Origin of the sequence: Cyclobacterium plantarum (genome assembly GCF_011290685.1) — a bacterium.
Lineage (GTDB): Bacteria > Bacteroidota > Bacteroidia > Cytophagales > Cyclobacteriaceae > Cyclobacterium > Cyclobacterium plantarum.
On sequence record NZ_JAANYN010000003.1, the window covers coordinates 311,783 to 327,408 of the forward strand.

The following is a 15,626-nucleotide window of genomic DNA, read 5'->3' on the forward strand; positions in this document are numbered from 1 at the left end:
ACATCTTTTAACCTGTACTGAAAGATGCATTTATATTCTTCATGTAAGTATCGGTAGTGCTGAAGAAAATCAGTTAACAGATTATGGTTCACAGCTTTTACCCCCTACGAGCTGTTTCGTTTCCAGAACGTCTGGTCTTTTTTGTTAGTCCAAACCTTCCTGTTTTCCGGGTCAGGCTAAAGCAGAACTTAATACCAATCCCGAATTATCAAATTTGATTTGGAAATCATCAACCAGAAAAGTAAAGAGCGACAGTCTTGACAGACTCAGTGATTGTCAAAGAATTTGAATGAATGGGGAATGCTTTTTGAACGACTGATAAAGTTTAAATAGTTTTATAAAAAATTTGATAGATGAAAGAATTGATAGTAAAAAACACAATGAGTTTTGGATAAGGAATAAAATTACAGTTAAAGTAAAAGATTAGAAATAAGAAATGGATTATATTTATAATTAAGAACACAATAAAAAAAAGGCTATTGTAGTTTAAAAAATACCCTAATAATAAGTTTAAAGATGAAAATTAATAAAAAGAGGTAAAAAAAATAACCTAAAAAATTATAAATAGATCCATTTTGGAATAAATAGGCCCAATAAATATCCACTATAAAGTAAATATTAAAAAAAATCTATAAAAATAAAAATTAAATAAAATAAGTTTTAAATTAAATAATAAGTAAAAAAAAATAGGTTAAAATTAAATAAAATAATATAAAATTGTATATAAAAGCTATACTATAACAAATAATTACCTTTTAGTTTAAAAAAATAATAGATGGTTTATTTTTTTGTTTTCTTTCCTGCGTATATCTTTGATCAAGAAGGACTTAGCAGCTGTCGAAATTTAAAGATTTAATTTGACTCAGACATTATAGTATTATTGTTTTTGTAGTCTGATTATATCGCCTTCTTATCGCCCAATTTTAGCCCCCCCAGAGTAATCTGTTCAAGCTTGAACGCAGGATTTCCTGTGGTACTTCCGGTATATTCCGAAAGTGCAGTTTTATCACACATTAACCACTAACAAATTATGAAAAATTTTACTAACTCAAAGGAACGACGTTCCTGGGGAATAAGACCATTTATGGGGATGGTCGTTCTCATCGCCTGTTTCGCATTTCATTCGCTTCATGCGCAGGACAAGACTGTAACTGGAAAAGTTATTGACGAAAATGAAGAATCCATTCCGGGTGCCAGTGTGCTGGTCAAGGGTACAACAAAAGGTGTCGCTACAGACATCAATGGTGAATTCTCTTTGAATTTATCGGAATCAGAAAATGAATTGGAGGTATCCTTTATTGGCTACGATCAAAAGGTAGTCAAAGTAGGGAACCAAAGCAACCTGACAGTATCTTTATCCTCTGAAGAAACGGCTTTATCCGAGGTGGTGGTTACCGCCTTGGGTGTAAAGCGAGATGAACGGGCGTTAGGATACACCGTTCAGCAAGTGGACACCAGAGGCCTGGATGAGGCCAAAGAGACCAACATCGTAAACTCCCTTACGGGAAAAATTGCGGGCGTCCAAATTTCCAATTCTTCGGGAAACATAGGGGGTTCATCCCGTATCACCATCAGGGGAATTAACTCTATTTCTGGTAATAACCAACCATTATTTGTGGTGGATGGTACTCCTATTGACAACTCCAATTACAATTCTGACGATCAGGTTTCTGGAAATGGGGGTAGAGATTATGGCAATGCCGCTCAAGACATTAACCCTGATGATATAGCGTCTATTTCAGTCCTCAAAGGACCCAGTGCATCGGCTCTATATGGATCCAGAGCCTCTAATGGTGTTATTTTGATCACTACAAAATCTGGTGAAAACACGAAAGGAATAGGTGTTAGTGTCAATTCATCCACCATGTTTAGCAACGTATTTTTGTTGCCAGAAATGCAGAATGAGTATGGGGGTGGTTTTGCCCTCACCTTCGATGAGGCGGTAGATCCACTGGATGGCCAGACGTATAAGGTGGTCAACACCAATGCGAATAACAGCTGGGGACCCAGGTTTGATGGTACTTTGGTAAGGCATTGGGACAGCATGTACCCGGGAGAACCCAATTATGGGGAAGTACGCCCATGGGTGGCAACACCCAATAACGTTAGGGACTTCTTCGAAACCGGGGTGACCCTTTCAAACAATGTTTCCATTAGCGGTGGGGATGATAAGAGCTCTTTCAGGCTTTCTTACACCAATTTGGACCAGACCGGGACTATGCCCAATAGTTCGCTGAACCGAAACACCATTGCTGTAAGTGCCAATACACAGCTTTCTGATAAGTTTTCAGCGGGTGCTAAAATCAACTACATTCGGACGGAGGCTATAGGAAGACCAGCAACGGGAGATTGGTCTCCGGAGCGGCCGGTAAATGTGTTGACTTACTGGTATGCCTGGACACAGCGGCAGATTGATCCTGCAAGAATGAGAGATTATAAATCAGACAGGTATTACCACATGACCTGGAATACCCAGGGTTTGGGACGTCATTTGGAACAAAGTTATAACAACAATCCATACTTCACCCTGTATGAAAGTTATAATAATGATTTGAAAGACAGGGTTTTTGGTAATATCAATATTTCTTACCAGATCCTGCCGGAATTATCTTTGACGCTATATGCCAGGACAGATTTTTATAATGATGTAAGAGAGGACAGGGCCTCAATAGGGGGTTATCTTCAAAACGCTTACGAAAAAGACCTCTACAATTTTAGAGAAGATAACCTGGAATTGCTGGGTCAGTACAATACAGAATTTGGGGATGATTTTAGTTTGGGGGTTACTTTCGGTGGAAACATTCGGAAAAATACCTTTAAAAATAACTATACAAGAACCCAGGGTGGTTTAAGTGTGCCAAATTTTTACAATTTGATGGCATCCCTTCAGCGTCCTGAGATAAGAGACTTTACTTCTGAAAGGGAAGTTCACAGTATCTACGCCAGTGGAAACATTGGGTATAAAGACTACCTCTTTTTCGAGGCTTCTTTGCGAAATGACTGGTCTTCCACTTTGCCTGTGAATAACAATTCTTATTTGTATCCAGCAGTATCCAGCAGTTTTGTTTTTTCCAATTTGATGACCGGTGCTGATTTCTTCTCATTTGGAAAAATGAGAATTGGTTGGGCACAGGTGGGAAATGATACTGATCCGTATCGTTTGATCAATACCTATGCTAATGGAGATCCCTATGGAAACACCTCTGTATTTACTGTAGATGATGTTTTGAAAAACAGTAACCTGAAACCCGAGATTGTTTCCAATCTGGAGGCTGGTCTGGATTTGAGGTTTTTGGAAAACAGAATCGGTTTGGATTTTACCGTATATAAAGTAAATACTTTTGATCAAATTTTAGCACTTCCGGTCTCCTCTACCACAGGTTTTCAATCTCTTATAGTCAATGCGGGAGAAATGGAGAATAAAGGCATTGAAGTCATGCTTAGCGGTACTCCGGTAGAAACAAGTAATTTTTCCTGGGACGTTAATTTTAATATTGCCAGGAATAGGAATAAGGTGCTGGAACTGGCCGAGGGGCAGGACAATTTTGAACTTGGATCAAGGGAAACAAATTCGATCAATGCAACCGTAGGACAGCCCTACGGCACCATTATCACGCCAAATGTAATCTACCATGAAGAGACTGGTAAACCAATTGTCGGAAGTAATGGGTTTTATTTGCGTAACCCTGGTGAAGTAGTAGGAAATATTATGCCTGATTTAACGGGCGGACTATCCAATACCTTTACCTACCGGGGAATTAGTTTAAGTGCTTTGATTGATTTTCAGTCTGGAGGGAGCTTTTGGTCAGAAACCGTACAAAATGGCATAGCTAATGGGCAGTTTATTGAATCTGTGGGCGACAATGACAGAGGGGTTCCCATGAGAAACCCCGTTGCCGAAGGAGGAGGAATCAGAGGAGATGCCGTTTTTGAAAATGGAGAACCTAATACGGTTTATTTAGAAGCACAGAATTATTTAAAGCAATATTATAATTTGGATGGATTGCATGTTTACGATGCCTCCTACATCAAGTTACGTGAGATCAGGCTGGGTTACAGCCTACCTGCCAGAATGTTAAGCAATTTATTTGTTAGAGGAGTCAGACTTTCTGTTTTTTCCAGGAACGTGGCATTGCTCCACAGTAATGTGCCTCATATTGATCCCTCAGAAATTGCTTATGGGTCAAGTAATGTTCAAGGATTAGAAGGTGCTTCTCTGCCTGCGCCAAGGGTGGTTGGTTTTAATATCAACCTCAAGCTGTAAAATCCATAGTAAATATTACACAGTGATTGAGGCTAAAATCTCTTACAACTAATGTTTAAAATCAAAGAGTTATCAAAATGAAAAATAACATAAATAAAAGTTTGATTATGCTGGCAACAGGCTTTTTGCTTCTCTTGTCGGCTTGTACGGAAGGCTTTGAAGATTTAAATATTGATCCAAATCAGCCTTTGGAAGTGCCAACTTCAAGTCTATTGACTGGTGCACAACGGGAGTTGGTTGCAAATATATTCGGGAATCATAGTCAGCTTGATGGAATTGGTCTACCGGGTATGATTTACGCTCAGCAAATGGCTAGTTTGAGGGGTGGGGCCACCGATACATATGCGACCGTAGAGGCAGATTTTTCCGCTTTTTACACCAGTGGACTCAGGGATTTGGAGGAAATCATTCTTCTGAACACCAATCCGGAAACCATGGTCAATGCAGCCCTTTCAGGACCAAATCAAAATCAAATTGCTGTAGCCCGAATTCTTAAAGCATGGGCCTATCAAAATATAACGGATGTATGGGGGGATATTCCCTATGAAGAGGCACTCCAGGGGAATAATTTTCCGCTTCCTGCCTACACTACCCAGGAGTTCATTTATATGGATTTGCTCAAGGAACTTTCTGAAGCAGCTGAAATGATTGATATTGCAGGGGGGGGTATAGCCGGAGATATCATTTTTGATGGTAACATGGACAAATGGTACAGGTTTGCGAATAGCCTGAGGATGAGGGTTGCCCTTCGCTTGTCCAATGTCGCCCCGGAAGTAGCTGAAAATCACATTTCCGAAGCGTTTACAGCAGGACCAATGGTTTCGGTAGACGACAATGCTTACTACAAATTTTTAGAATCCCAGCCAAACAACAATCCATGGTTTTTCCGATTTGAATTAAGTGTCCCCAACTACGGTGTAGGTAGCACTTTGGTGGATATGCTCAAATCATTAAATGATCCAAGGCTTGAAAAGTATGCAGATGTTGCTTTCAATCAGGATTTGGGAGGAGGATATATCGGGCAGCCTGTGGGGCTTGACGTAGCTTCTGGAAGTGCTATAAGTGACTTTGCAGTATCCTGGCCAAATGCTGAAAATATCCTACAACCCACCTCAACTTTTACCATCATGTCTTATGCCGAGGTAAATTTCATTTTGGCTGAAGCGGCTGAAAGGGGTTGGATTTCTGGCAATGCCTCGGATTATTACAATTCGGCAATTTCGGCTTCTATGGAACAATGGGGTATTTCGGATCCCTCAGCTATAGAAAGTTATTTGTCTCAGGATGATGTAAGGTATGACAGTACAGATCCATTCAAGTCAATTGGAAATCAGAAGTGGATATCTCTTTACATGCAGGGTGTGCAGTCCTGGAGTGAATGGCGCAGATTACAATATCCAGAGCTGGATGTTGCTAAAGATGCAGTCATTGAGGCGATCCCGAGACGAAGGGGCTATCCGCCAAGTGAAATCAATTTGAATAAATCAAACTATGAGGAGGCCCTGGCCAGACAAGGTTCGGATGATCTGCTAACCAGGGTATGGTGGGACAGACAATAAAGAACATTTGAACTAAAAAATAGTGTTATGATTTTCAAAAAGAAAAATAGCAGAAGAGATTTCATAAGTTCATCTTTCATGTTGTTTGGTAAGGGGGGGCTTGGCCTGATGGCTCCCCCTGTTTTTAGCGCAGCCAACAGCATCAATTCCTCCCATTTCTATCAATCCAAATACCATTCACAAGACGTTAAGTCTGCCTCTGTTGTGCAGATGGCGCAAATGATCAGGGATAAAGAAATTTCCTCCGTGGAATTGGTTAACATCATGTACAGTCGGATAGAGGAGGTAAATCCCCAGATCAACGCAGTGGTTTTGACTTGTAAAGAAAGGGCCCTTATGGAAGCTCAAAAGGCTGATGAGATGCTGGGGAAAGGTGATTTGATGGGCGCTCTACATGGAGTACCCATGACCATCAAGGACTCTCTGGATACAGCGGGAGTACTCAGTACAGGGGGTACTTTGGGCCGAAAAGATCATATCCCTTCGCAAGATGCCACCATAGTGGCCAGACTTCGTTCTCAGGGAGCCATTCTTTTGGGTAAAACCAACACTCCAGAATTTACCTTGTCAGGTACTACCGCTAATTTGATATATGGTATGACAAGCAATCCATATAAAGAAGGGTATAGTCCCGGAGGAAGCAGTGGTGGGGCAGCCGCTATTGTTGCCACTGGTGGTTCACCATTTGATATTGGGTCAGATTTTGGCGGGAGCATCAGAGGACCAGCTCATTTCAATGGTATTGCCGGAATGAAACCTACTACCGGATTGGTACCGCGTACCGGCCATATTGTTGATTACGGAGGACTATTTGATGCCTATCAGGTACTTGGGCCTATGGCCAGATATGTGGAGGACTTGAAACTCATCCTTCCAATCATCATGGGACCGGATCAAATAGATGCAGCCATTCACCCGGTTCCCTGGACAGATCCTGACACCGTCCAAATAAAAGATTTGAAATATGCCTGGTTTGTGGCGCATGGAAGCACGAAGGATTGCTCAATGGAAACTGTAGCAGCCATTACCCGAGCTGTGGCATCCTTGGAAACTGCTGGTATTCAAGTTAAAGAAGATGCACCGATTAAGGATTTCCAGGAAGCTGAAGAAGTTCGTTATCAGCTATCTAGTGCTGATGGCAGAGCTTGGGTCGGTAGGCTCACAGAAAAATATGGAACCAAACAAACGCATCCCCTTCTGAGGTTGCCTGATCCATCGACTGCTATTCCTTCAGTCGATTTTACCGAGATGGTGGAAAAATTAGATGCTTGCAGAAGTAAGTTATTACAATGGATGCATAACTATGACATTGTCATTTGTCCTGTCCATTTTGATGGTGCAGCGCCAAATCCTACGGTGTTCGAAAGATCCTCAAGGTCTGCGGATGACTATGGATACATGGGAATTTTTAATCTCACGGGTTGGCCTGCTGCAGTTGTAAGAGCAGGAACGAGTAAAGAAGGTTTGCCAATAGGCGTTCAGATAGTGGGACAGCCTTTTCAGGATCACAAGGTATTGGCCGTTGCCCAGTTTTTGGAAAAAGAGCTGGGAGGCTGGCAGGCACCTCCAATTTAATCTTGATATGATAATTGACCACTTAACAACTAAATAAATGAACAACCTGAAAAAACAATTATTAAAAAAAGATATTAAGGGAAATACCAGAAGGGCTTTCATTGCCAGGTTTTCGGCTGGTGCTTTAGTGACGGCATGCTTGCCATACATTGCCAATGGGAGTGATAAACGTTTGCTTATCAGGGAATTTGATCCTGCTGCAGAACCTGCTGAGATTCATTATAAATCTGTGACCTCCATAGCTGAAATGATTCGCAAAAAAGAAGTGTCAGCATTGGAAGTGGTTCAGGCACATATTGATAGAATCGATGACATAAATTACCAGCTGAATGCAGTGGTAATGGAATGCTTCGACAGAGCTCTTGAAGAAGCAAAAAGGGCAGATCAATTCATGGCGAAAGGAAGTTCCACTGGTTTGTTACATGGTGTACCCATGACGATCAAAGACTCTTTTATGACTAAAGGAGTGGTGAGCACTGGTGGCACTATTGGTAAAATGAACCATGTCCCTGAGGAAGACGCGACAGTTGTAGCCCGGGTGAGAGAAGCAGGAGGCATATTATTGGGCAAAACCAATACTCCGGAGTTCACGCTCATTGGAGGTGTTTTGGGAGTCAACTCTACCAATAACATCATCTATGGCATCAGTAAAAACCCTTATGATTTTAACAAAAGTACATCTGGAAGTAGCGGAGGTGCCGGCGCCATAGTGGCATCTGGTGGAGCTTCATTTGATGTGGGTACTGATTGGGGAGGAAGTGTGAGAGGGCCTTCCTGTACCAATGGAATAGCTGGTTTAAAGCCAACATCGGTTAGGTTGCCCCGTACTGGACATATTGTAGATTATGGTGGGCTTTTTGATCCCTGGCAGCAGCCCGGACCCATGGCCAGATATGTGAAGGACCTGGATTTACTTACCCCTATCATGGCTAGCCCTGATTTTAGAGATGCGGCAGTTGTGCCTATGCCCTGGCCGGACTATAAAGAAGTAGATTTAGGTAAACTAAAAGTGGCATTTTTTCCAGAAAACGGAATAGCCAATACAGACCTGGCTACCATTGAAACAGTTAAAATAGCGGCAAAATGGATGGATGAGGTAGCTATGGAAGTCAAAGAGGATTGTCCCAAAGACCTACTGGTTGAGTTGGGAACCATCAGGCGGGAATTGATAATCGGGGATGGCTGGCAATGGCTTAAAAGAGCTACCGAGCGGGCAGGCTCTAAGACTTATGGAGCCTCTCTGAGAGAAAGACTTGCAGAACAGGGGAATGTAATTAGCACGGCTGAATACACCAAGCTATTGGAAATGCAGGATGCCAACAGGAGCAAAATGCTCCAATGGTTTGCCCAATATGATGTGATCATTTGCCCCGCAACTAATTCTGCAGCCGGAGACATTAATAGTGGATTTAATGAATCATCAAGGTATATGGATAATCCCGGGGAGAGTTACACCAAGCCTTTTAACACCTGTGGATGGCCTGGAGCAGTGGTCAGGTGTGGACAAAATAAAGATGGCTTGCCTATAGGCGTGCAGGTAGTGGCTCAGCCCTGGAGAGAGGATGTGGCCCTGGCAGTAGCCAGTTACCTTGAGTTAAAGTCAGGTGGTTGGAAAAAGCCTCCCATCTAAATAATTTCATTTCAAAAATACTTCTACTGATAATTGAAATTACCACAGCATTTTAATCAAACCTAATGGATCACCATCAATAAGTTGAAACAGGAAGGTGTAAAAATAATTATTCCAACCAATACTAATCCAAAACCAAATGAAAAAGCAAACCACCAACAACCGAAGGAAATTTATTACAACGCTGGGAATGGGATCCCTGGGCTCAATGTTGCCTGCCTATGGTCAGCTGCTTCCGGAGGGAGTAGTGCTACCTCAGCAACAATTTGTTTCCTTGGATGAAACAGATGAACTTTTATACATGTCAGCTACAAAAGTGGCTGAAATGATCAGGAATAAAGAAATAAGCAGCCAGGAAGTTGTGGAGAGCTGTCTGGCAAGAATAGATGAGGTTAATCCCCAAATCAATGCCGTCGTACAGCTAGCCCGGGAACGAGCGCTTTTGGAAGCCAAGGCGGCAGATGAAGCGGTTATGGCAGGCAAAACATTGGGTCTGCTCCATGGTGTGCCTATGACGATAAAAGATTCGTTTGACACGGCTGGAATTATTTCAACTGCCGGTACCTTGGGGCGCAAGGATTATATGCCAGGCAAAGACGCTACGGTAGTTGCCAGACTGCGGGAGGAGGGGGCCATATTGCTGGGCAAGACCAATACCCCCGAATTCACCATGTCATATCTTACCTCTAATCTTATATACGGTCAAACACTAAATCCTTACGACCTCACCCGTCACCCATCAGGGAGCAGTGGCGGAGCAGCTGCTATTCTTGCATCTGGCGGTTCTTATTTTGACATAGGAACAGATTCCGGTGGTAGTGTACGGGCTCCTGCCCACGTCTGTGGTTTGGCCAGTATCAAGCCTACCAGCGGAAGGATACCTCAGACAGGCCATTTACCTGGTTATGGTGATCGCTATGGTTGTTATCAACAACCAGGTCCAATGGCCAGGAGAGTGGAAGATTTGTATTTGTTGTTATCCATACTTTCAGGTCCTGATCAAATGGATGCGAGCATAAGCCCGGTGCCACTTTATGACCCTGCCGAGGTGGATTTTTCAAAACTGAGAATAGCTTATTACACTACAAACGATGTGGCAGAGCCTATTCCTGAAATCAAAAAAATGGTGGTTGATTGCGCCAACCAACTCAGACCATCGGTTAGCAGCGTAGACGAAGCAAGACCACCTGTTCTTCAAGAACTTTCCGAGAAAAGGAGTGAGCTAAACAGCGCAGATGGTAAAGCTCACATCAAGCGACTTATTAAGGCTTGCGGTACTACCGTAATTTCACCCAATCTCAATATTTCTGGTGAAGTAGTTTCTGGCTCACAATACACCAAACTGGTGGAGGAGATAGATGCCCTTAAAAGTAAAATGCTTCATTTTATGGATGACTTTGATATACTGCTTTGTCCGGTTACCTCCACAGCAGCCATGAAATTGGATGCCGAAAGAATACCGGGCCACTGGTATACATCAGAATATAATGCCACCGGATGGCCAGCCGCGGTGGTACGTGCAGGCACTTCAAATGAGGGTTTACCGCTTGGAATACAAATTGTCGGAAAGCCCTGGACGGAAGATAAAGTGCTGGCGGTAGCTGCTGATTTGGAGCGGAAATTTGGAGGGTACTCCAAGCCAGAAAATATATAATAACATTACTTTACTGATGGGTCTGAATAGCCGTATTGCCAATTCGATTTTATAAATCAACCCGATCAATCCACAGGTTAATACAGGAATTTGATCATTCCGTTTATCAACCAGAGGATGAGTGGAACATCTTATTTTATGCGCAATTCGGCATTTGTACTTAAAAAAAAGTAAAGGTGAATTTTCAAGATCTACTTCATTAGAATTCAATAGATTATAAAATATTAAAAACGTCACCAAATGAAAAAGAATATATTAAAGCAAGCCGGAAGTATTCAGTCAAGGAGAAAATTTTTGTCATTGATTGGTGCTGGCAGCGCCACGGCAATGACTTTTTCAACTTCTAACCTAACGGCCGCCAGCTTAAAGCCCTCTTCTACTCAATATCTTGCTTCAAAAGACAAGACAGATGATTTAATCTATATGTCAGCGGTAAAGCTTTCAGAGATGATCAGGACCAAAAAAGTTTCATCAGTGGAACTGACACAAGCCTATATCGATCGCATTGAAGATGTTAATTATCACCTCAATGCAGTAGTGATGCAGTGTTTTGACCGGGCCATGGATGAAGCCAAAGCAGCCGACGCCGCATTAAAGAAAAAACAATTAATGGGGCCACTCCACGGTGTTCCCATGACCCTTAAAGACTCTTTCGAAGCTGAGGGTGTAATCAGTACAGGTGGCACACTTGGCAGAATCGATTACGTTGGTAAAAAAGATGCTACTGTGCTCGCCAGAATGAGAAACAATGGGGCCATATTGATAGGAAAAACCAATACACCGGAATTTACCCTTGCAGGAGGTGGTATGCGAGGGGTACGTACCACGGGTAATATTATTTACGGACTTAGTAAAAACCCGTACGACCTTACAAGAGGTACATCTGGAAGTAGCGGAGGAGCGGGTTCTATTGTAGCTGCAGGCGGCTCGGGTTTTGACATTGGAACAGACTGGGGAGGTAGTGTTAGGTTGCCTTCCAGCACAAATGGAATAGCCGGACTCAAACCTACAAGCGTGAGATGTCCCCGCACCGGTCATATTGTAGATTATGGAGGAGTATTTGATTCCTGGCAACAGCCTGGCCCTATGGCTCGCAGGGTCGAAGACCTGATTATGCTTACGCCACTGATGAGTGGTCCGGACGGTATGGACGCAGCTGTAGTACCCATGCCCTGGCCCGATCCTGCGCTAATTGATATCAAAAAGCTTAAAGTCGCCTTTTATCCCTCCAACCTTATTGCGGATACTGCGGAGGAGACCCAAAATACCATCAGGCAAGCAGCCAAATGGATGGAAGAAGCTGGAGCAGAAGTCAACGAGGATATGCCATTGGAAATTTTTACCGAGCTTGGTGAAATCAGAAGAGAGTTGGTTGCCGGAGATGGTTGGGCATTTCTTAAAAGGGCTGGTGATTTGCATGGAAGCAAAACCCTTAGTGAATCCATTCAAAATAGACTAGACAATGGAAATCCAATCTCAGCAGATCGCTATTCGGAACTTTTAACGCTTCAGGATAAAAATAGATCAAGGATGCTTCAGTGGTTTCAAAAATATGATGTGATTCTTTGTCCTACTACTGCCACTCCAGCAGAAGAGATCGACCAGGGTATTGGCAGTGAATGGACCAGTAGCAAACCTGGGGCAAGCTACTGTGGACCTTACAATACGACAGGATGGCCTGTAACCGTGGTAAGGGCAGATTCAAACGGGGCTTTACCCGTAGGAGTACAATGTGTGGCTCATCCGTGGAGAGAGGATGTTTCATTGGCAGTTGCCCAATATCTCGAAAGCAGATCCGGAGGCTGGAGAAAACCAATGATTTAAAAGCTTTTCTGTCCAGGCTTATCAAAATAAAAATCGGCTGAAATACCACTTAAAAAAAATCGACCATAGTTCTTTCCTGGGGAAAAGAATTATTCCACTAGGAATAGGATGATGCTATTACCGGTTTGACCTAAGGGGCTTCAGGCCTTTTGATAAATTTCATTTACCCGACAAGCAAATAAAAAATAATATCATATGGAAATTAAAAAGAATTCAAGAAGAGGGTTTTTAGAAAAATCGCTCTACGGTGGTGCTCTTGCCCTTACCGGATTACCAGGTATGGTACTGGGCAAAGACCTTGCAGACTCACCAGTTAAAAATGGTGTCAATACCTTAAAGAAAATCAAACCGGATAAGGTCCTTCGTTCATTTCCTGAAAATATGGTCTGGGGTTATTTTGGGGCTGATGTTCCGGCGAAAATCTCCGTAAAAGAAGGTGAAATCGTAGAGATCCATTCGATTAGTACCTCTGGAGTTTCGAGGGAAGACCCGGAAGCTTTTTTCAAAGAAAATAACCTGCCTTTAGATGACCATGCAAAAGAGCTTATTGATATCATAAATAATGTCCCCCCAGAGCCCTCCGGAATTAGGGGGCATATGCTCACCGGGCCTGTTTATATTGAAGGCGCAATGCCCGGTGATAGTATTGAGATCCGCATTCATGATGTACGGCTGAGAAGTGACTATGGGGTAAATCACGTAAGGCCTGGCAGCAGAGATGATGTTCCCTTGGAAATCAAAAACCAGGAAAGCTTTGTTTATAAATACAATAAAAAAAGAACCAGTGCAGAATTTCTTCCCGGGGTAGAAATTCCATTGAAACCGTTTATGGGAGTAATGGCGCTTTCGCCTCCACCTGAAACGGGACGCGTAAGCTCTATTCCACCCGATTTTTTTGGAGGCAACCTGGATTTGAAGCATTTGGTCAAAGGCACCTCACTCACCTTGCCGGTGTCTGTAGAAGGCGGACTTTTCACTACCGGAGATGCTCATGGAGCACAAGGAAATGGAGAGGTGAGTGGTACGGCCATAGAAACGTCTATGATATTGGTGGCCGAGTTCATTATTCACAAAAAGTCCATCCAGATGCCTGTAGCCGAAACGCCGGATCATTTCATTGTTTTTGGGCTAAACCCTGATTTGGACGAGGCAATGAAGCAGGCACTTCAGCAATCCGTAGTCTTCATTCATGAAAAACTCGGCTTCACCTATGAGGAAGCAATGTCAATATCCAGTACCGCAGTTGATTTCGAGGTTACGCAAGTCGTTGATCGCACTGAGGGAGTACACGGAATGATACCTAAGTCCATCTTCACCAACAAAAAATTTGATTATTGGTACTCCTCTTAAAACGCACTTATAATATGACAACCACCAACCAATTTCCGATTTCACCTAAATTCGTTTTCTTTCTTCTTTTGGTGTTTTCTTTCAAGGTAGGCAATGCCCAGGAAAAGCCTCGTATAGCTATTTTTTCAGGCCCTACTGCAACGATTCAAAATAGTCATCCACTAATCACCAGTAATAAAGCCAGAGAGCAGAACGAACTATCATTATTGACAAACGATGAGGGCGAAACGATGCCTTTTGATCGATTGTACTATCAAAAGATAGCAGCTCCCGTAACCTTATACATTGAGATGTTTACCGCCCATCCCCTGGAAAGCGACGTCAAGGAATTGTATGGGGAGCCTGACGGCTATGTTGATGAAAATGGGAAATTCCGGAAAACCAGGAAATCTCCCTCGGACAAACCCGTCTTAAAGGTTGAATTAAGGCCAGAAGATGGTCTATACCCCTTGCCGTACATGGCAGTTCAGGCCGACGGCAAACCCTGGGATGCCACGGCTGCGTATCCAGGAGCACCGTTTTCAGCGTCCAGACAAACATTCTACCCCAATGCCTCCAGAATTTTCGAAGAGATTGAGCGAAACGGCGGTAATATTTATGGGGTTGCCGACTATGACTTCTACAGACCGGCTCCGGCAGGGGGATATACCAAAGGTTTGCCAGCTGAAGATCGAACCGATACTGGTGATGGGGATATTCCACCTGAAACGTTGGGTAAGGACTTTTTCACTTATGGCCCCTACGGTGCCTCTCAAAACCGGATGCAATTGGCAAAAGCTACCAACATGGTGCAGGAGGTAATGGCTTCAGGTGAGTACGATGGCTCTATCTGGCTTGAGGGAAGCCCCAGTATTGAAAATACTTCCTATTGGATGGGTTTACTTATCGATTCGAAAGCCCCACTGGTATTTAATGCTGCGCAACGGATGCGTGGACTGGTGAGTGCCGATGGAGATCAGAACATTATCGACGGTATCAATTACATTTCTTCCGGAGTATGGGCGGATGAAAACGGGATAACCCGGGTCGGTTCAGTGATGATCCAGGATCAAATAATATTTTCTTCCCGGGAAGTACAAAAGGGAGATGCAAGGCCAGGAGGATATGTGACCACAGGAGGTTATGGCGGTATTATAGGATCCATGGGCTATGGACCTAAATTGACATTTCTTCCTTTGAGGAAGCATACTCACCTTTCGGAAGTAAACTTCACTAGAATTCCCAAAACTGTTCCAGGTATATCGGTTTCAGAAGCAGGTTCCATTGCAAATGTTGAGGTTGCGGTAAAAGATGCCGGGGGCAAGCTGATTCCTGAGTCCATGCCGATGGTTTCGATCTTCAAAAGTGCCCGTTGGAAAACGGAAGATGATGGCAGTGATGACCCCTCTGGTGAAATAGATATTCTTGCCAGAATAAACGACAATCTAAAAAAATATCCGCTAGCTGGTTTTGTTGGAGAGGGAATGGCCCCTTATGGCTCCATGATAGCACCAATGGATGCAGCCTTAGAATTAGCTGCACTGCATGGATATCCAGTACTTAAAGCAGCTAGAGGTAATGCAGATGGGTTTATGAATACTGATCCCGATAATTTGTTTATCGAGGGCCACAATACCACATCCACCAAAGGCAGAGTCCTTTTAATGGCTTGTATCCTTCGATATGGAACTTATCCACCTGCAAAGGATCCGTTAAATCCAACGGCGAAAGAATTGGAGGCCATCAAAGCCAAGATCAAATTGTATCAGGAAGTTTTTCACACCCACTAAG

8 protein-coding genes are annotated in these 15,626 nt (G+C 43.2%); all 8 read left to right on the top strand.

Features of this window, described 5'->3' with window-relative positions; translation table 11 throughout:
• Positions 1-1,030: 1,030 nt before the first annotated feature.
• The 8 genes from G9Q97_RS09320 (at position 1,031) to G9Q97_RS09355 (ending at position 15,625) form a co-directional block, all read left to right on the top strand.
• Complete coding sequence (locus G9Q97_RS09320; RefSeq protein WP_246255552.1) at positions 1,031-4,264, top strand: SusC/RagA family TonB-linked outer membrane protein; 3,234 nt, start codon at positions 1,031-1,033, stop codon at positions 4,262-4,264.
• Positions 4,265-4,341: 77 nt separating this feature from the next.
• Complete coding sequence (locus G9Q97_RS09325) at positions 4,342-5,823, top strand: SusD/RagB family nutrient-binding outer membrane lipoprotein (RefSeq protein ID WP_166146033.1); 1,482 nt, start codon at positions 4,342-4,344, stop codon at positions 5,821-5,823.
• A gap of 27 nt (positions 5,824-5,850) precedes the next feature.
• Positions 5,851-7,398 (top strand): amidase, encoded by a 1,548-nt coding sequence (locus tag G9Q97_RS09330; RefSeq protein WP_166146036.1) that lies wholly within the window; start codon positions 5,851-5,853, stop codon positions 7,396-7,398.
• A 37-nt stretch (positions 7,399-7,435) separates the two neighbouring features.
• Complete coding sequence (locus G9Q97_RS09335) at positions 7,436-9,028, top strand: amidase (protein ID WP_166146039.1); 1,593 nt, start codon at positions 7,436-7,438, stop codon at positions 9,026-9,028.
• Between the two features lie 139 nt (positions 9,029-9,167).
• Positions 9,168-10,682 carry an amidase gene (locus G9Q97_RS09340; RefSeq protein WP_166146042.1) on the top strand — a complete coding sequence of 505 codons (1,515 nt, stop codon included), beginning with the start codon at positions 9,168-9,170 and terminating at the stop codon, positions 10,680-10,682.
• A gap of 240 nt (positions 10,683-10,922) precedes the next feature.
• Positions 10,923-12,506 (top strand): amidase, encoded by a 1,584-nt coding sequence (locus G9Q97_RS09345; RefSeq protein ID WP_166146045.1) that lies wholly within the window; start codon positions 10,923-10,925, stop codon positions 12,504-12,506.
• Between the two features lie 195 nt (positions 12,507-12,701).
• Positions 12,702-13,856 (top strand): acetamidase/formamidase family protein, encoded by a 1,155-nt coding sequence (locus G9Q97_RS09350; RefSeq protein ID WP_246255553.1) that lies wholly within the window; start codon positions 12,702-12,704, stop codon positions 13,854-13,856.
• Positions 13,857-13,870: 14 nt separating this feature from the next.
• Entirely contained in the window at positions 13,871-15,625 is a 1,755-nt protein-coding gene (locus tag G9Q97_RS09355) for an asparaginase domain-containing protein (protein ID WP_166146048.1), read from the top strand.
• Position 15,626 lies beyond the last annotated feature (1 nt).